The sequence below is a fragment of the Streptomyces sp. NPDC048191 genome (assembly GCF_040652655.1).
In the GTDB taxonomy this organism is placed as follows: domain Bacteria; phylum Actinomycetota; class Actinomycetes; order Streptomycetales; family Streptomycetaceae; genus Streptomyces.
On record NZ_JBEZMO010000004.1, the window covers coordinates 283,076 to 301,304 of the forward strand.

Consider the following 18,229-nt stretch of genomic DNA (forward strand, 5'->3'; position numbering starts at 1 on the left):
CTGCTGTGGCGACCATCGGCGAGCCGGGCGAGCCCGGCTCCGGCCATCCCGGACGAGAGGACCCCGCATGGACGACGAAGCCCTCCTCGCGGAGCAGAAGGCCTACTACAGGGCGGGCGCCGCCCAGTACGACCGGCCCTATGCGCAATACGAGGGCCTGCAGCGACTGCTGGATGCCGTCGATGAACTCCCGATCGCCGGTGATGTGCTGGAGCTGGCGTGCGGAACCGGCCAGTGGACGTCGAGGCTCGCGGCGCGGGCGCGGTCTGTCACCGCCGTCGACGCGGCAGCCGAGGTCCTGGCCCTCGCGCGGGCGCGTACCGCATCGCCCACCGTCCGGTTCCTCCAGGCCGACCTGTTCGAGTGGCAGCCGCCACGGCGCTACGACACCGTCTTCTTCGCCTTCTGGCTCTCCCACGTTCCGCCGGCGCGGCTGCCCGGCTTCTGGAACACCGTCGCCGCCGCGCTCGCGCCGGGCGGCAAGGCGGTCTTCGTCGACGACGGCCCCGCCGCAGCCGAGTGGGAGGAGGTTCTCGCGAACCAGCCGGTCCCGGCGGCGCTGCGCCGGCTCGACGACGGCAGTCAGTACCGCATCGTGAAGGTGTTCCACGACGTACAGACGCTCACGGACGACCTCACCGCGCTGGGCTGGTCGGTCCGCGTCCGGCCCGTGGCCGGGAACTTCATCGGCGTTGCGGAGCCGCCGCCCCACCACAGCTGAGCGATCGGGGACGGCGGCCTCGCCCCGGGCCGGTGACCGGGTGTCCGGAAGGCAGCCCGAGAGGGCCGGATCCCGGAGCGTGTTCACGTGCGCAGGAGCCGTAGGTCGATGGCGTCGGCCATGGCCTTCATGCCTTCATCGTCGGGGTGGATGTGGTCGCCCGAGTCGTAAGCCGGGTTGAGGGCCGCAGGGTTCGCGGGGTCGCGCATGGTCCGGTCGAAGTCGATGACGCCGTCGAAGGCGCCGCTGGTGCGGATCCACCGGTTGACGTCCTGGCGGATCGCCTCGGCGGCAGGCGTGTAGTAGCCGTTGCCTTCGTCGGGCATCAGGGTCGCGCCGATGACGCCGACGTGGGCAGCATGCGCCTCGCCTATCAGGGTGCGGTAGCCGTCGATGAGGTCCTGGGCGGTCAGGGGCCGGCCGTCGGGGCCGGCGTTGTTGCCGATGTCGTTGATGCCCTCGAAGAGGATCACGTCCTTGACGCCCGGCTGGCCGAGTGCGTCGTGCCCGAAGCGCTTGAGGGCGCTGACACCCTGCCACAGGTTGGGGACGTCGGTGAGGACCCGGTTGCCGCCGATGCCGGCGTCCACGACGCTCAGCTTCTGCGGGCCCGGCCCGCCGCCCAGCCGGCGTCCGAGGAAGTCGGGCCAGCGGGTGTAGGTGCCGGTCGAGGAGTGGTAGCCGTCCGTGATGGAGTCCCCGAAGGCGACCACCGTGCCTCTCGCGGTGGACGGCACGACGTCGAGTCCGGCCAGGTAGTACCAGGATGTCGTCGTGGTGCCGAACGCCGTGGCGCTGTCGTCACCCGTGTGGTTGCCGGAGGCGACGTAGGTGGTGTCGAACGCGTCGGAGTGCCAGGTCGACATGCCCGTCGTGCCGGGCACGTAGAGGCTGACGAGCAGGTTCTCCCCGGCGCGGACCGAGATCGGTACGACGTCGCTGACCGCCTCCGCGCCGGCGGGGATCGTGAGGTGGTGCGAGGCACCGAAGGTGACGTTCCGCGTGGTGCCGCGCGTGGCCTCGCCGCCGCTCGCCTGGACGGCCACGTCGACAGCGCCGACGTCGAGCGGGGTGCCGCTGTAGCGGTTGGACAGGGTGATGCGTGCGCCCGAGCCCGCGACGCTGCTGTGCACCACCATCCGTATGGTCTGGTCGGTGAACGACGGGCCGCCGGTCGTCATGCTGGGCGACCAGGCACTGACCCGGGTGCCCTTGCCCTGCGCCGACGAGGTGGCGGCGCTCGCCACGCTCGCGGTGCTCAACGGAACGACCGTCAACGCCATGCCGGTCACCGCACCGAGCACGGACAACAAGGACCTACGACTCGGCCGGCGGCCGGTCGCCGTTCTTCCGTTTTCCGGGGACATCCTCGAACTCTCCACTCTTCTCGTCGTCCGCGGCGCTGCGCGGCAGGTGCCGCGGACCCCATGAATCGCCTTCTGCGGGGGGAGGTTTGACCGTCAACGCGGCCGGTCTCAGCCGAAACTGCCCAGCGTCACGGACTGGCCCGGCTTGAGGGCGACCTTCCGCGAGGTGCCGCCCGCCACGACCGTCGTGTCACGGCCCCCGACGCTCGTCAGAGTCAGCTGTGTGGCCTTGCCGTTCTTCCACCTGAGGTCGGCGACGAAGCCGCCGCGGACTCCGACGCCGGACACCGAGCCGGACGCCGCCCACGCCGCGGGCAGCGCGGGCAGCAGTTCCAGGTGGCCCGGGCGGGAGTAGACGAGCATCTCGATGATCGCGGAAGGGGTGCCGAAGTTGGCGTCGATCTGGAAGATGCCGCGGCCCTGCCCCATGTCCATGATGTCGAAGAGGTTCGGCGCGGTGCCGTTGCTTCCGTTCACCGACGGCTTCAGGTTGTTGACGACCAGTTGGTAGGCCTTCTCCGCGTTCTTCAGCCGTGACCAGCACAGGCTGCGCCAGGCGTTCGACCAGCCGTAACTGTCCATGCCGCGGGCGGTCAGCAGCGCCGTCGCGCCGGCGAGGACGTCCTTCGGCGTGGTGTCGTCGGGGCGGATACGGTCGCCGGGGAACAGGCCGAAGAGCGGGGACAGGTGGCGGTGTGTGGTCTCGCCGAGGTTGTCGGGCGACATCCACTCCTCCAGCCAGCCGGTCTTGGGGCTGACCACGGGCAGGTACAGCCGCTGACGCAGGCCGTCGACGGTCGCGCTGTAGGAGGTGTCCCTGTCCAGTACCCGGGTCGCGGTGTGGTAGTTGCCGAAGAGGTTCCACACCAGTTCCTGGGCGTAGGTGATGCCCTTGGCGTCCTGCGGACCCTGCTCGGGGGACCAGTCACTGTCGTCGATGAGCACCTCGCGCGAGGTGCCGGAGGCGTCGGTGACGGTCGTGGTGATGAGGCGTGCCTCCCAGAACTCCACGGCGCCCTTGAGGAGCGGGTAGATCTTTTCGAGGTAGGCGCGGTCCTGGGTGAACTCGTAGTGCTCGAACAGGCTCTGGCACAGCCAGGCGTTGGCCCCCGGGTGCCACCACCAGCCGCTGCCGCCGTAGGGATTGGTGGAGAAGGCCACGGCCCAGCCGGCGACCTTCCCGCTGGAGTTGCGGTACCTGTTGCTCGGCGTGTTGAACAGCCGCCGGGTGACGTCCGTCCACGAGGACAGCTGCTCGAGACAGTAGTCCGCGAAGGCGTCGAAACACTCGGACAGACCGGCGCGGTCGGCCATCCAGTAGTTCATCTGGACATTGATGTCGGTGTGGTAGTCGCCCATCCAGTCCGGGTCGTTGCCGTCCAGCCACGGTCCCTGCAAGCCCATCGGCAGGCTGTCCCGCGACCCGGAGATCATCAGATAGCGTCCGAACTGCAGGTAGGCCGCCTCGAGTTCGGGGTCGGGGACGTTGTCCCGGTAGCGGGCCTGGACCCGTTGCCAGGTGTCCAGCCTGCGCTGCGCGGTGGACGACGAACCGAGGTCGATGTCCAGCTGCTCGAACAGCGGGCGGAAGTCGGCGACATGCGTGTGCAGCAGGGTGCTCGCCGAGTGCCCGGCCGCGTCGCGGACCTTGGTTCGCGCCAGGCTCTCCGGGTCCACGGACGGGTTACGGAACCCGGCGGCCGCGTCGGGCGCGTAGTTGGTGCCGCCGCTGAACACGACGGTGAGGTCCTTGCAGCCGCGGAACGAGATCGACGTACCGTCGACGGCGACGCTGCCCGTGCCGCTGTGGGCCGTGACGGCGGCGCCGTACTTCAGCCCGTTGCCGAAGGAGGCGCCGAAGGAGGCGCACCGCTCCGTGCCGCTCGCGGTCGTGGACTCGCCGTGCGTGCCGGCGAGGGAGACCGAACCGGTGTAGGTGCCGCCGCCCTGCTGGGAGAAGTACAGCACGATGACGTCGTCGGGGCGGCTGGCGAAGATCTGCCGCTGGTAGGTGACGCCGGACAGGTCGTACGAGGTGCTCAGGAGGCCCTGTGCCAGGTCGAGGGTGCGCCGGTAGTGGTCGACGGAGCCGAGGTCGTGCCCGGGGATGTCGACGGTGAGCTCGGCCAGCAGGGTCAGTGAGCCGAAGTCATCACGGCCGTAGGGGAATTGACCGTCGCTCTGCAGGGTGTCGTTGAGGCCACCGGTCCACAGCGTGGCGTCGCTGATCGTCAGCAGTTCGCTGGAGGGGTCGTTGCTCGCGAGCGCTCCGAGGCGCCCGTTCCCGACCGGCAGTCCTTGCCGGATCATCGAGCCGGCGTCGGCCGGGGCCTGCCACCACAGCTGGTTCTTCGCGGCGGCGGCCGCGGACAGCAGGGGCGAGGAGGCCGGCCGCTCGGGGGCGGCCGAGGCGGTGAAGGCGGGCAGCCCGCCGAGTGCGGCGGCGGCGCCCGCCGTGGCGGCGAGAGCGAGGAAGCCCCTGCGGCTCGGGTGGTTGTCGCGCGGTGCGGTGTGCTGGGTGTCCACGGTGTGCACTCCATGTCCGGGGGAACGGCGCATGCGGGAACGACGGGTGGGGGCCGTCGGGCGTTGGGTGAGGGGAGCAGGCCGGGCGTCGGCACGCCCGGGCGCTGCGGGACCGTACGGGCGGGGGAGGGGCCGGGTGCGGGGGCCCGGCGTCGGCTACCGGGCCCCGGCAGGAGGGTTCAGGACGACTTGGGTACGTCGATCCTGTCGATGTCGGGTGAGTAGTCCCAGCCGCTGTCGAACGTGATGGTGTTCGCGCCCGCCTTCAGCGCCAACTGGACGCTGACGGTGTCGGCCGTGCCCCAGTCGCCCGTGGACGGGAACTTCAGGCTGGTGCCGTTGCCGCTGTTGGAGTAGACGGTCACCGAGCGGGGATCACCGCTGACATAGTGGACGTTGACGGTGTAGATGCCGTCCTTCTTCACCGTGATGTCGTTGAACTGCAGCTTGCTGTCGAGATAGAGGTTGCCGACCTTCTTGCCGCCGGAGCAGGAGTCGCAGGTGGCGACGGAAGCGTTGCCGGTCAGGGTGTTGTTCGTGGACTCGGCCTCGTAACTGGTGGTCGCCGGCCGGGTGCCACCGGGGCTGACGGTGAACAGCCGTGAGCCGTGCGCCGGCAGCGTCGCGGTGATCTTGTCCTTGTACGTGCCGAGGTTCTGGTGGTTCCACAGGTCGCGTACGGAGGCCGCGCCGGAGAAGCCGAAGGATGCCCAGTCGGCGGTCACGGCGGCCGACGAGTTGCCGAGGTTGAACAGGGCGACGGTGTAACTGCCGTCGGCGTTCCTGGTTCCCCAGACCTGCTGGTCGCCCATCGGGGTGACGGGACGTGCGACGGGCGAGGTGTTCTGGTCGACGGCGATCACCTCCTGGTTGGTCAGCAGGGAGAGGCCGTAGCTGTCCAGCCTGGTGAGGTCGTCACCGGTGAACAGCGGCGACTTGTTGATGGCCCACAGCGTCATGTAGCTCTGCCGCTCGGCCTTGGTGAGGCCGTCGATGTCGCCGTTGCCGACGTCGATCGCGTCGAGGTCGTTCCAGCCGCCCGGGCCCGCCCTGTGACTCCACGCGGGAGCGTCGTTCCACCGGTCGTTGACCGAGTTCTCCCAGGTGACCAGGGTGTTGCAGTAGCACTCCACGTCGGTGTCGATGCGCCAGCCGTTGGAGTACTCCTTCCAGTCGTCGGCGTGCCCGATGTCGAGCGACCAGGACAGCTCCAGGTGGATGGGCCGCCCGGTGCCGGCGATGGCCTTGTGCCACGCGGCGACGTCCGCGACGTTGTTGTAGTTGTCACCGGACTTGAACGAGCCGGGACCCACGCCGTCCAGCTTCAGGAAGTCGTAGCCCCAGCCGGCGAGCATCTGTGCCTGGGAGTCGATGTACTTCTGTGCGCAGGGGTCGTCGAAGTCCAGCTTGTAGGCGCTGTCCCAGCCGTTGGTGGTACGCAGGTCCGGGTAGACGATGTCCGCGGTGGTGCAGCCGGGGGCGTTCAGGACCGGCACCTTGCCGTCGCCGTACGCCCCCTTCTCCAGGCCGACGGGCAGGTAGATACCGGCCTTGAGGCCCTTGGAGTGGATGTGGTCGGCGACCGACTTCATGCCGTGGGGGAACCGGACCGGGTCGGGTGTCTGCCGGCCGTACTGGTCGAACTGGGAGGTCCAGTTCTTGTCCATCCACCAGCCGGCGTCGATGTTGACGTAGTCGTAGCCGTACTTCTTCAGCGTGGTGGCGAGGGCGTCCGTCTGCTTCAGGACGTTCGCCTCGGTGAGGTAGCTGTAGCTGCCGTCCGGGTTCAGGCCCGGGTACGACGAGGACTGCATGCTCCAACTGGACCAGCCCATGTACGGCTTGGCCGCCATGGCCGGGCCGGCGTCGGCCGTCGCCGCGGCCGAAGCATGAGCCGTCGTGGTCGACTTGGAGTCGACGGCCATGGCCTGGGTGGCGGCGGCCGGGACCGCTGTGGCGAATCCCGCCGTGACGGCCAGGACCAGGGTCGCTCTGAGCACGCGGCGGGGGAAGCCGGGGAGGGCTCCACACAGGGCTCTGTACGGGGATGACCGCATGGGTCGCCTCCAGGGGTGAGGTGAGCGGGATGATGCGGTGACACCCGGTGGGGGACGGGCGTTGGCGTGGTGGGGGGATGGACGGGACGCCGGGCGTGAAGACGCCGGCCGTGGCGGTTCCGGGCCGGCGGCTCAGTCCTTGCTGGAGCCGATGGTGAGTCCGCTGATGAATCGTCGCGGTGGCGTGCGGTGCACCGGGAGCGCGCCGATCACGGTCGTGAGAGGACCGGCGGCGACGGCGTCGGAACGGCGGTCACCGGACCGGGACCGGACCCGGCGCCGCAGGCGGCGGGAGTAGGTCGGGCCGGGGTGGCGGCCCGGCACCGGGCAGCCCCTGGAGCACTGTTCGGCGCCGGGATTCCAGGGCGTTGTGGGTGCTGCGGATCTGCGGAGTCATCACTACTTCCCTCACATGCCCGATCCCATGAAGGACTGGATGGCGGTGGCCGCGGCCCCGCGCGCCCACTCCTCGAAAGGCAGGGGACGGGTGATCACGTCACACTGCTCAGCGGTACCGAAGGCGGACGCGGCGAACGCCTCGCGGATGCCCTCGGCGACAAGGTCGTAGGCGGCCAGCCCCTCCCCGGAGATGATCACCCGTTCGGGGCCGAGGAGGTTCACCAGGAAGCCGATGGCCGTGCCGATGGCTTCGCCGGCTCGTGCGTAGACCTCTCTGACACCGGGGTCTCCGCCGCGCGCCAGGTCCAGCGCCTCGGCGGCGTCGGTCACCTGCCTGCCCGTGGCCGCGCGCACCGCGCGGAGTATCGCGGGGTCCGCTGCGATCGCCTCCACGCACCCCCGGTTGCCGCAGTGGCAGAGGGGGCCGAGTGGATCGAGTGACACATGCCCGATCTCACCGGCGACCCCGTGAGCGCCCGACACCACCCGCCCGTGCACAACCAGACCACAGCCGATGCCCGCGCCCACGGTCACCAGGGCGAAGTCGGAGAGACCCACTCCGGCCCCGAACCAGTGCTCGGCGACCGTGAGCGCCCGCACGTCGTTCTCGACCGTGACCGGCAGCCCGGTCGCGGTCTCCGCGATCTCGGCGAGCGGTACGTCCCGCCACTCAAGGAAGGGCGAGTAGCGCACCACACCTTCTCCGCGGTCCACGTCCCCCGAGATCGCGATGCCCAGCCCCCGTACCTGCACACCGAACCCGTCGGCTTCCGTGAGCAACTCCTGCACCAGCGCGGTGATGGCGGGGAGCACCGCCTCCGGATCGCGGCCCGTGAGCCGTACGTGCCGGGAGATCCGGACACGGCAACACAGGTCGGCCAGTACGGCGATGATCTCGTCGGCCGTCACCTTGATCCCGATGAACAGTGCCCTTCCGCCGTCCACCCACACCAGGCTGGCCGGACGACCCACCGCGGGCCGTGCCTCTTCGTCCACGCCCTCGACCAGATAGCCGAGTTCCATCAGTGGCCGGACCGCCTTGGTGACGGCTGCCGGGGAGAGGCTGGTCCGCCGGCCCACCTCGGCCCGGGTGAGCGGGCCGTGGGACAGCAGAGTGGTGAAGACCTGGGAAGCGGCCGGCGTCATCGCCGGGGCCGCCTCGTGGGAGAGGGCCGGGCACATGGCCGGAAACTTAGAGAGGTTCTTTTTCGCTGTCAATGAATAAAGCACAGTCCTTCTGTAGGCGGCGAGTTGGCGAGTCTGAACCTGTAAAACAGAGGTGAACTCGATGAGTTGTCCCCTTGTTTCAAGGAGGGGTCGTCGGGTGTGCTGCTCGCCGGCTTGTTCGGTGCGGTGCCGCGAGCCTGCGGGCTGGATCGCACTGCCGGGCTGCAGCTTCCGTCGGCGCCTCTTCCTTGCGGTTCGACAACGACCGCGACTACGAGCGCATGAGCGGCCGGATCATCCGCATCATCCACGACCGCGCGCTCTCGGCGGTGACCAGGCAGGAGGACGCAGGATGAGGCGTGTGGCACAGGTGATCCGGGTCCGCCCGGCGCAGGTGGAGAAGTACCGCGAGCTGCACCGCGCCGTGCCCCAACCGGTGCTTCCGGGGCGGGCGTTCCAGCATCGGTCACCGAACCGAGGACGCCCGCCCCACAGCACGGCCTCCGGGACTGCCGCCGACGCCCGGGACCGACGTCCTCAGAGGCCGGCCAGCAGACCGTCGAGCGGGGCGGGAACGCGGTCGGCGTCGAGCGCCTCGACGAGGACACGGCCGTAATGGATCTTGCGTCCCTTCTTCGTGCCGAGGAAGCGCCGCAACTGCTGCTGCGCGGGGCGGCCCTGCTGGGCGGGCTGGCGCAGGAAGGTCTGCAGCGGTCGCAAGTCGCCCTCGGCGCGCACGAGTTCCGCCATCCTGGTCACGCCCAGCGCGCGGATCAGCTCGTCCTCCAGATCCGCCGCGCACACGAAGAACTCCTGCTGTGCCGCACCGGCCCGCGCCAAACCCCTGGCGTAGTAGCCGCGTTCCGCTTCGTCGCACAGTCCGGTGAGGCGGAGGCCCAGGCCGGGTGGCCCGAGGAGGTGGGCGAAGCGCCCGACGCTCATCGCACCGCCCATCGACAGGACGCAGACTCCCTCCGCCTCCAGGTCCCGGCCACGGCGTGCGGCCAGGGCGCTGACGGCTGCGACATCGCTCAGCCCTTCGAGCAGGACGGCCACCCGGACGGGCAGCCGCGCGGCCAGTTCGTGCGCGGGGCCGCCGGGACCGCCGGCCGCCCAGGTGGTGACCGCCTCCCGGAACGCCCCCATGTCGGACATGCGACGAGTCTCCGCCCCTCACCGCCGTCCCGCCAGGCAATTTACGCCGGCAGGCCGAGGACGTGTTCACGGACTGGGCAGCTGCTGCTCGGTCCAGATGGTCTTCCCCGTGGGCGTGTACCGCGTGCCCCAACGCTGGGCGACCTGCGCGACCAGGAAGAGGCCTCGGCCTCCCTCGTCGGTGCTGCGGGCGCGCCGCAGATGGGGCGACGTGTTGCTGGCGTCGGACACCTCGCAGATGAGGGTCCGCTCGTGGATCAGGCGCAGTCCGATCGGCCCGCAGGCATGCGTGATGGCGTTGGTGATCAGTTCGCTCACGATCAGCTCGGTGGTGAAGGCGGCGTCCTCCAGGCCCCACGCGGCCAACTGCCGGGCGGTCTTGTCACGTGCCTCGTGCACCGCCCGGGGGTCGGCGGGTACCTCCCAGGAGGCCACATGGTCGGCGGGCAGGGCACGCGTCCGGGCGATGAGGAACGCGACGTCGTCGTGCGGATGTTCCGGCAGGAGAATGCGGACCATCGTGTCGCAGATCTCCTCCAGCGGCCGGTCCGGGTGGGCCAGAGCGAAGCACAGTCGCTCGAACCCGACGTCGACGTCGCGGTCCGAGGCCTCGATCAGGCCGTCGGTGTAGAGGGCGACGACGCTGCCCTCCTCCAGCTCGATCTCCGCCGACTCGAAGGGAAGACCGCCCAGCCCCAGCGGGGGACCGGCGGGGATGTCGGGCAGTTCGACCGGCTCGCTGAGGTGGGCGATGGCGGGTGTGGGGTGCCCGGCGCGCGCCACGTTGAGTTTCCGCGAGATCGGGTCGTAGACCGCGTAGACGCAGGTCGCGCCGATCACCACCGGCCCGTCCGTGGCCGCCTCCGCCTCGTCCGCCAGGCGCAGCACGAGGTCGTCGACGTGGGCGAGGAGCTCGTCGGGGGGCAGGTCCATGTCGGCGAGTGTCTGCACCGCGGCACGCAGCCGGCCCATGCTGGCCGCGGCGTGGATGCCGTGCCCGACGACGTCCCCCACGACCAGGGCGACGCGCGCGCCGGACAGCGGGATGACGTCGAACCAGTCGCCGCCCACCCCGGCCTCGGCGTCCGTCGGCAGATAGCGGTAGGCGACGTCGACCGCGCAGTGATCCGGCAGATCGGGGGGAAGGAGGCTGGTCTGGAGGGCCAGGGCCGCGTTGTGCTCGCGGACGAACCGCCGCGCGTTGTCCACGCACATCGCGGCCCGTGCGACCAGCTCCTCCACGAGCAGCAGGTCGTCCTCGTCGAACGGGCTGGGGTTCTCCCAGCGCAGCAGTGTGACCACTCCCATGGTCGAGCCCCGCGCCCGCAATGGCACCACCAGGTGGGTGTGCACGCCGAGACTGACGATCTTGGCCAGGCGCTGTGGATCGTCGGCCAGCCACCATGTCGTATGGTCCAGCACCGGATCGAGGATCGGCCGGCCCGTCGTCAGGCAACGCCGCTGCGGCGACTTGGGCGCGTACCCGGTGGGCTCACCGATGAGAACGGTCGCCTCGGGCACCTCCTCGTGCACCGACAGGTGCGCCGCCCGCTGGAGCACGCCGCCGGTGACCGGCCGGGGAATGAGCTCGCCGGCCGCGAGGACGCCCTGGAACAGGTCGATCGCCACGAAGTCGGCGAGCCGGGGAACGAGGACCTCGGCCAGCTCCCGCACCGTGCGGTCGAGGTCCAGGGTGGTGCCTATGCGCTGCGCCGCCTCGTTGACCAGGGCGAGCCGCTCGCGGGCCCGGTCCTTGGCGGTGAAGTCGACGGCCGTGTGACACACCCCGAGCGTCTTGCCGTCGACATCCTTCAGCGGGAACGACGAGCGGAGCCTCAGGTGGTCCTGGGCGTTGCGGCGGGACAGGCCGTGCGGGGGAGGTACGTGCTCCACTGCCGGGGTGATCCGACCGGAGATCAACGCCTGGCGTGCCTGCCAGTCCATGGCGGACGGCACCTGTTCCGGTACGGCTGACACGGCGGTGGGGGAGGCCGCGAGATCGGCCGGCAGGCCCTCCATGGCGGCCAGCACCTGGTTCACCCAGCGGAAGCGCAGCTCACCGTCGAGGACGGCGATGCCGAGCGGTGACTCCTCCAGGAGGCCACGCACCACGGCCTGGTCGAGTTCCCACCGGCGCGAGTCGGAGACGTCGCACGCCACGGCGAGCCAGCCCGAGCCCTGCTCCGCGCGCAGGGGGCACACCCGCACGGCCAGCTCGACCGGATGGCCCGCACGGTGGCGCGCGGTGACCAGGCCCTCCCAGCCCTCCCCGATCCGCTGCGCCGCGGCCAGCGGGGACGCCGGCAGGTCCTCGATGGTGAGAACGGAGGCCGCGGGCCGCCCCAGCACGCTGTCCGGAGGAAACCCGAGAAGTTCTTCCGCCCTGCGGCTCCAGTAGCGGATCAGGCCGTGCACGTCCACGAGCGCGACGGCGGCAGAGGTGATGCCGAACGGGTCGCCCCGGTCCTTGTCGGCGAGATGTCTGAGACCCATCGTGTCGGCCGTATCCACGGGCGGGATGCCTCCCACCACGGTCTCACATGGACCCGGGTGTGTCCTCGGACCGACGGCCCGGGCACGAGCACGGGCCGCCGGGTCCTGGCCAGGACACGGAAACGGTTCCTGGAGCGTTACTGGCGCGGTCGCTCGAAGGTCAGCAGCAGGCCCTCCACGGCTCCGGGACCTATGCGGCCCTTGACGTCGGCGGAGGTGATCGCCTTGAGGCCCCAGCCGTCCTCCGCGTGCTTGTTCAGCACCTTCTCCAGCTTGTCGCTGTCCAGCGCGTCGCCGATCAGCGACTCCCGGAAGGTGACGACCTTGTACTCGTACGTGTAGCCGCTGCTCATGTGGCTGAGTCCTCCTGACTGCCGGGCCGGGTGATGGCGCGAAGGCTGGGGCAAGCTAATCATCATCAGGCCCTGCGGCAGAAGGACGGGGCGTGTCCGCGGCAGACCCTGGGGGCGTGATGTGCTGGAGCGCGACGGCCGATCTCGCGGCGGGCAGCGGCGTCGCGGCGGTGGGGGTGGCCTGCGTGGCGCTGGTGCGCACGGTCCGGGAACTGCCGCTCGCCGCACTGCCGTTGCTGCTCGGGGCCCATCAGATCGTCGAGTCGGTGGTGTGGGACTCGGGCGGGGGCAGCGGGCCCGCGACCGTCGCGTGGGCGGTGATCGCGCTGCCCCTGCTGGCCTTGTGGGTCCCGGTGGGAGTGCTGTGCGTGGCCCCGCCCCACGCCCGGTCGCGGCTGGTCGTCCCGCTCGCCGCCGGAGCGGTGACCGCCGCCGTGCTCGCCCACGGTCTTGCCACCGAGCCGGTGACGGCGGAGATCCGCGGTCGTACCGTCGGCTATCTCCTCCACGTCTCGCCCGCACCCCTTCTCGTGCTGGGCTATCTGCTGGCCACGGTGGGCTCTCTGCTGCTGTCCGGTGACCGGCGCCTGCTCGGTCTGGGCGTTCTGGCCGCGGTGGGTGCGTCGGTGTGCTGGGCGCTGTGGCGGCTGGAGTTCGTGTCGACCTGGTGCGCCTTCGCGGCCCTGTGCTCGGTGGTGCTCCTCGGCTGGGTGCGCGCCCGCCGGACGTCCGCCGAGAGGCGGCCGGGCCCCTGACGGGTCACCGCGAACCCGGCGGGGCACGGAATCACTGGCCGGGACGGCACCGGTACAGAGCCTGTCCGGTCGCGGGGGCGCCGCCGTGGCCGGTGGAACCGGAGATCGTGTCGTAGTCGGCGGCCGGGATGCGACGGCACGACGACTCGACCCACCCGGTGATCTGCGCGGTCGCCGTCGCCGCGCCGGACGAGCCGAACGCACCGCTCCCACGGCGGCCCGTTCCGCCCAGCACCACGTACGTCAACCTGCCCGAGTCGACCAGCTGCCGGAACTGCGCCGCGCTCGGGAAAGGGACCCTTCCGCTGAAGCCGCCGAGCGGCAGTACACGGGCGCCGGTGGCGAGGATGTACGGAGCCGCGCCGCTCCAGCTCGTGGTGGCGAAGACGTACGCCGCCGATCCGCGGTGTGCGGACGTGTAGGCGAGCACATCGCGCTGTTCCGTGGTGAGTTGGCCGTCCTGGGTGAAGCCGCCGAAGCCGCCGAAGCCGCGCGTCGCGACCGCGCCCGCCGCTGCCCCGCGCTGCACGCCGCCCGCCCGGAACACCTGCCGGGTACGACCGCCCGCCGGCGCCGGCGAGCCGTGGCCGTGGCCCGTGCCGGACGGGCCGACCGCGCCCATCCCGGAGTCCCGGTACGAGGGGCTGAGCACCTGTGCCGCCCATGAACTCGGCGCGATGAGCACCGCCACCAGAGAAGCGGCCAGGCCGGCCAGGGCGAGCCTGCCGCCGGACGTCGTACGACCGGGCCTGCCCAGCACCAGCAGGACGACGGCGGTGAGCCCGAGCAGCCCCACCACGGGCGCCAGCCACGGCAGGAAGGACGGGAACCCGCCGGCGACGTACGCGCCCCACACCGCCGTCGCCGCCACCGCGCCGGGCAGCGCCCACATGCGGGGGCCACCGGCCCGGTAGGCACGCCACAGCAATGTGACGCCGCCTCCGGTGAGCGCCGCCAGGGGGACGGCGATGACGCCCATGTAGTACGTGTGGCCACCCACGCTGCCCGCGCTGAAGACCAGGAAGTACGTGGCGAGCCAGGTGCCCCACAGGACGAATCCCGCACGCAGCCGGTCGGTGCGTGGCTTGCCGCGGCGCCAGAGGAGACCGCAGACACCCGCGATGGCACCCATGGGGTAGAGCCAGCCGGTCTGCGCGGCCAGCGACTGGCCGAACATCTTCGACCAGCCGTTCTGGCCGCCGCCCCACCCTCCGGCGGCGCGGTACCGGCCCGCGCCGCCGGCCGCCGCACCTGCCGGCTGTCCGGCCACCCGGTCCCCGGCGTCCCGGACACCCTCGGCCCCGCCCGTCCCGCGGCGAGGGAACCCCGCCCGGTGTCCTACGGCACCGCCGGCGCCGCCCGCCGCTGGTGACACCTGGGCGTGCCGGCCGAATCCGCCGCCCTGCGTGGCGCTCACGCTGCCTGTGGAGGCCGCGCTGATCCCGAGAGAGGAAAAGCGGTTCAGGAAGTTGTAGCCGACCACCATGCTGAACGCGGAATTGTTGGTGGTGCCATCCACATAGGGCCGGTCCTTGGCCGGGACGAGCGTCACGGCGAGCATCCAGGAAGCCGACACGGCGGTCATCACCACGGCGGACACGGCGAGGTGCGCGAGCCGCTTCCGCAGCGCGATCGGCGCCGAGATCAGGTGGACAAGAGCGAGCGCCGGCAGCACCGCCCACGCCTCCAGCATCTTGGCCTGGAAACCGACGCCGACCCAGACACCGGCGACCACCAGCGGGCGCAGTCGGCCACTGAGGGCGGCGCGTTGCGTCGCCTCGGCCGCCAACAGCACGCACAGCGTGAAGGCGGGGTCCTCTACGGCGGTGCGGAAGAGACCGACGGACACCGGGGTCACGAGAAACGCCGCGTCGGCGACGAGCGCCGCGTTGGGACCGGCCCAGCGGTTCACCAGGCGGTGCAGGACCAGCAGGCTCGCCACTCCCTCCAGCACCTGCGGAAGGACGAGCGCCCATGGATGAAATCCGAAGACCCGGGCGGAAAGCGCCTGCGGCCACAGGAATCCGGGCAACTTGTCCAGGGTGATGGAGTTTCCGGGGTCGAAAGAGCCATAGAGGAAAGCCTTCCAGCTTTCCGTCATGCTGCGTACGGCGGAAGCGTAAAACGTGTGGTAATGACTGTGCCCGATACCCCACGCGTAAAGCACGGTCGCGAGCACCATGATGACCAGGAGCGTGGGACGCACGTATCCGGGCTGATCCGCCGGCGACCTCCACGGAACACGCGCGACGGCGCGGAGGGAGGCGGTCGGACCGAGAACTGTCGTAGCCATGCCCAGCATTCTTCGGTACCGCGCCGGTGCGTCATGGATAAGCGGCGGGTTTCAAGGAAATTCTTGTCAGAACCGGGGGAATCCTTTACTGGGCTTGCCCTGTCTTCAATCCGAGAAGTGCTGCGCGTTGCCTGCCGCACAATTACGCCGTACACAGAAAATGAACAGGTGGCGCACAGGAAAGGGCTCGGATCAGTCGGCCGTGGACGCGCTCTTCTTTCGGGCGCGGTACGCGGCTGCCTTGATCCTGTTGCCGCACGACTCCATTCCGCACCACTGCCGGCGCATGCCCCGTGAGCGGTCGATGTAGGTGCGGGTGCACTCGGGGTTGCCGCACTCCTTGAGCAGGGGTACGTCCGGCCCGCCGAGGAGCTCGACGGCGTGGCGCGCCACCATGGAGAGGGCCTCTTCCGGGGTTGCCTGCGTCCATCGCCCCGACCGCGTGAGCTGCGGAACCGCGGGGTATGTGCGTGCCGCGTTGTTCACCACGGCCAGCGCCTCCCCGTCGTACTCCTCACCGAGCCGGCGGGCGGTGATCAGCCGGTACACGGCTTCCCGCACGGTCTTCGCCTGCTCGACGTCGGCCTCCCGGCCGGGGGAGACCGCGTCGACGATCCCCGACTCCACGTACCACGCGTTCAGCCTGTCCGGGGTCACGAACATCTCGAAGCGCACCGAACGGCGCGCTCTGAGCGTCGCGGCGAAGTCGAGTGCCGGGTTGCCGCATACGAAGACGTGGTCGAGATTCACGTCACCATTCTGGCCGGTGACTGTGACCTCTGGCAAGGATCATGGCTCACAGACCCAGGTCGACGGCGAGACAGGAGAAGGACCGCCACGATCCCTCGGGGTCGTAGGCGTACCGCGTCGGGTCGCTCGGTGTGGCCGCCTTCTCCTCGACCATCTCCTCGTAGCGGATGCGTTCGGGCAGCTTGCCGAACCTTGCGCGACGTGCGACCGCGGCGTTGTCCACGGTGTTCCGGTTCTCCATGATCGACCTCCGGTCGGTCTGTCGGGAGTCACCCGCCGAGGCAGGGGACGTGGTCACAAGCGGCCCACGTCGACGACGGCCTGGGCGAAGGGAGGGGGCGCCTCCTGGGGGACGTCGCGGCCGATCCCCGCCGTGGCCGGGACCCGTTTCGGCGCAGCCGACGTTCAGCAGGTCGGCGCCCTGCTGCACCTTGCTGAAGCTGCGCCTGGTGATCACGAGGTCCCTCCGCGCCTCTCCGTGCACCGGCTGGTGCGTGGACCGACTGTCGCACAGGCGGCGTCACCAGTCAAACAGGTGACGAAGAAATAGCGTCGGCGGGATTTGGTTGGTGATCATTGGCTCAATGGCGGAGCGGATTGGATTTCGCCGTGTCTAAGGCTGTCCCGTAACTGTTGGTCGTCATCCGGTGACGGCATCGTTGTTGCCGAGGGCCTGATGACCAGTAGGTTCTTCTCGACAACGTTGCGGTCAATGTGCTGCATGCAGAGGGCTTCAACCGTCCAGGTGGGCCTGGGCCGCTTCGAGAGCGACGAGGACCGATCGGGTCGGGGAGCCCACCGAGGAGATCTGACCCCCGGTGGGCTCGGCGTCAGTTGTCGACGGCTTGGTAGACCGTGGTCCAGAAGTCGTGCATGAGCCGCACCGGATCCGGGACGGACGCCCCGACCTGGGTGAGCAGGATTCCAGTGAGCTGGTTGTCCGGGTCGGCGTAGGTCGAGGCGCCGCTTCCGCCGTCCCAGCCGAACTGCCCTATGGGTGCGCAGTCGCCGCGGTAGGTGCGCACCGCCATCCCGAGGCCCCAGCCGCCGTGCTGTCCCTGCCCGAACGAGATGTGGACGTTGTCGCGGGCCAGGGCGGTACGGGCGGCGTTCTGCTCGGGCGTAAGGCGGTTGGTGGTCATCAGCTCAACGGCGGCCCGGGACAGGATCCGTTCGTCACCGTGCATCCCGCCGTTCAAAAGCATCCGGAAGTACGCGTGGAAGTCGTCGGCGGTGGACACCAGCCCACCACCGCCGCCCTCGAACGCAGGAGGCTTGCTCCAGCGCCCCCCTTCCGCCTCGTCCCACACGGTGAACTCCCCGCTCTGCGGGTCGGGAGCGTAGAGGGTCGGCAGCCGGTCGAACTGGTCGGCGGGCACGTGGAAGCCGGTGTCCTTCATTCCCAGCGGGTCGAAGACGCGCTCGCGCAGGAACGTCCCGAACGACTGGCCCGTGACCCTCGCGACAAGCACGCCGATCAGATCGCTGGCTATCTGGTACTGCCAACGCTCGCCGGGCTGGTGCATCAGCGGAAGCGTGCCCAGGCGGCGCATCCACTCATCCGGCTCGGGCATCGGCTCCGGCAAGTTGGGCGTGAGGCCCTGCTCGAAGACCGCGCCCATGATCGGCGTGCCCAGCACTGTCATATCCATGCCGAGCCCGAACGTGGAGGTCAGCACGTCCCGTACGGTGATCGGCCGCCGCGCCGGGACAGTCTCGTCCAGCGGCCCGTCGATCCGCTTCAGCACCCGCCGGTCGGCGAGCTCGGGCAGCCACGGCTCCACCAGGTCGTCGAGGCGAAGCCTGCACTCGTCCAGCAGCACCATCGCCGCCGCCATGGTGACCGGCTTGGACGTCGAGGCCATCCGGAAGATCGTGTCCCTGCGCATCGGCGCGCCGCCATCGTGCCGCATCGTCCCGATCGCCTCGACGTGCGTCTCATCGCCCCGGCTCACCAGCGCGACCAGCCCGGGGATCTTCCCGGACTCGACATGGCGTGCCAGTACCTCGCGGATCCTGCGCAACCCTCCTTCGGAGAAGCCGCGGTTGCTCATCCTCATCTCCAATCTCCTTGCACTGTGCGAACTGTGACCCGTCCGCGGTATGGCGCTCACGGCCAGGCAGGCGCGGCGGACGCGAACGTCGAGGTGTCATCGGCCCGGCGGGCACGCAGCCCGATCACCCGCGGATCCT

General features: G+C 70.3%; 14 protein-coding genes. 3 read left to right on the top strand and 11 right to left on the bottom strand.

Annotation, left to right across the window (positions count from 1 at the left end; translation table 11 throughout):
• Positions 1 to 67 precede the first annotated feature (67 nt).
• The gene (locus AB0D93_RS09940) at positions 68 to 721 is read left to right on the top strand and encodes a class I SAM-dependent methyltransferase (RefSeq protein ID WP_362115914.1); all 654 of its coding nucleotides are present in this window, start codon (positions 68 to 70) and stop codon (positions 719 to 721) included.
• 83 nt (positions 722 to 804) lie between these two features.
• Here AB0D93_RS09940 and AB0D93_RS09945 read toward each other — a convergent pair whose 3' ends face one another.
• Positions 805 to 1,902: an SGNH/GDSL hydrolase family protein gene (locus tag AB0D93_RS09945; protein ID WP_362115917.1), complete on the bottom strand. Its 1,098-nt coding sequence runs from the start codon at positions 1,900 to 1,902 to the stop codon at positions 805 to 807.
• On the opposite strand from AB0D93_RS09945, the gene AB0D93_RS09950 reads away from it, so the two are divergent.
• Positions 1,877 to 2,152: a hypothetical protein gene (locus AB0D93_RS09950; RefSeq protein ID WP_362115920.1), complete on the top strand. Its 276-nt coding sequence runs from the start codon at positions 1,877 to 1,879 to the stop codon at positions 2,150 to 2,152. The two genes, AB0D93_RS09945 and AB0D93_RS09950, sit on opposite strands and share 26 nt — an antisense overlap.
• Before the next feature lie 44 nt (positions 2,153 to 2,196).
• Here the strand turns inward: AB0D93_RS09950 and AB0D93_RS09955 are convergent, their stop codons facing one another.
• From AB0D93_RS09955 to AB0D93_RS09980, 6 genes are all read right to left on the bottom strand, one after another.
• Positions 2,197 to 4,614, bottom strand: a complete 2,418-nt coding sequence (locus tag AB0D93_RS09955) for a glycoside hydrolase N-terminal domain-containing protein (protein ID WP_362115923.1) — start codon at positions 4,612 to 4,614, stop codon at positions 2,197 to 2,199.
• A gap of 179 nt (positions 4,615 to 4,793) precedes the next feature.
• Positions 4,794 to 6,671, bottom strand: a complete 1,878-nt coding sequence (locus tag AB0D93_RS09960; RefSeq protein WP_362115926.1) for a CBM35 domain-containing protein — start codon at positions 6,669 to 6,671, stop codon at positions 4,794 to 4,796.
• A gap of 408 nt (positions 6,672 to 7,079) precedes the next feature.
• Positions 7,080 to 8,252 (bottom strand): ROK family transcriptional regulator, encoded by a 1,173-nt coding sequence (locus tag AB0D93_RS09965; RefSeq protein WP_362115929.1) that lies wholly within the window; start codon positions 8,250 to 8,252, stop codon positions 7,080 to 7,082.
• Between the two features lie 522 nt (positions 8,253 to 8,774).
• On the bottom strand, positions 8,775 to 9,392 hold the full coding sequence (locus AB0D93_RS09970; protein WP_362115932.1) for a TOPRIM nucleotidyl transferase/hydrolase domain-containing protein: 618 nt from the start codon (positions 9,390 to 9,392) through the stop codon (positions 8,775 to 8,777).
• Positions 9,393 to 9,458: 66 nt separating this feature from the next.
• Positions 9,459 to 11,885 carry a SpoIIE family protein phosphatase gene (locus AB0D93_RS09975; protein WP_362115936.1) on the bottom strand — a complete coding sequence of 809 codons (2,427 nt, stop codon included), beginning with the start codon at positions 11,883 to 11,885 and terminating at the stop codon, positions 9,459 to 9,461.
• A gap of 137 nt (positions 11,886 to 12,022) precedes the next feature.
• Positions 12,023 to 12,238, bottom strand: a complete 216-nt coding sequence (locus AB0D93_RS09980; protein ID WP_362115939.1) for a DUF4177 domain-containing protein — start codon at positions 12,236 to 12,238, stop codon at positions 12,023 to 12,025.
• Between the two features lie 119 nt (positions 12,239 to 12,357).
• Here AB0D93_RS09980 and AB0D93_RS09985 point away from each other — a divergent pair, with 119 nt between their 5' ends.
• The gene (locus AB0D93_RS09985) at positions 12,358 to 12,993 is read left to right on the top strand and encodes a DUF6629 family protein (protein ID WP_362116272.1); all 636 of its coding nucleotides are present in this window, start codon (positions 12,358 to 12,360) and stop codon (positions 12,991 to 12,993) included.
• A 31-nt stretch (positions 12,994 to 13,024) separates the two neighbouring features.
• Here the strand turns inward: AB0D93_RS09985 and AB0D93_RS09990 are convergent, their stop codons facing one another.
• The 4 genes from AB0D93_RS09990 to AB0D93_RS10005 all read right to left on the bottom strand — a co-directional run bounded on the left by AB0D93_RS09990 (position 13,025) and on the right by AB0D93_RS10005 (position 18,096).
• Complete coding sequence (locus AB0D93_RS09990) at positions 13,025 to 15,094, bottom strand: glycosyltransferase family 39 protein (protein WP_362115942.1); 2,070 nt, start codon at positions 15,092 to 15,094, stop codon at positions 13,025 to 13,027.
• 384 nt (positions 15,095 to 15,478) lie between these two features.
• A complete protein-coding gene (locus AB0D93_RS09995; protein ID WP_362115945.1) occupies positions 15,479 to 16,036 on the bottom strand; it encodes a CGNR zinc finger domain-containing protein in 558 nt (185 codons plus the stop codon).
• Positions 16,037 to 16,082: 46 nt separating this feature from the next.
• Positions 16,083 to 16,277 (bottom strand): hypothetical protein, encoded by a 195-nt coding sequence (locus AB0D93_RS10000; protein ID WP_362115948.1) that lies wholly within the window; start codon positions 16,275 to 16,277, stop codon positions 16,083 to 16,085.
• 589 nt (positions 16,278 to 16,866) lie between these two features.
• Positions 16,867 to 18,096, bottom strand: a complete 1,230-nt coding sequence (locus tag AB0D93_RS10005) for a serine hydrolase domain-containing protein (protein WP_362115951.1) — start codon at positions 18,094 to 18,096, stop codon at positions 16,867 to 16,869.
• Between the last annotated feature and the right edge of the window lie 133 nt (positions 18,097 to 18,229).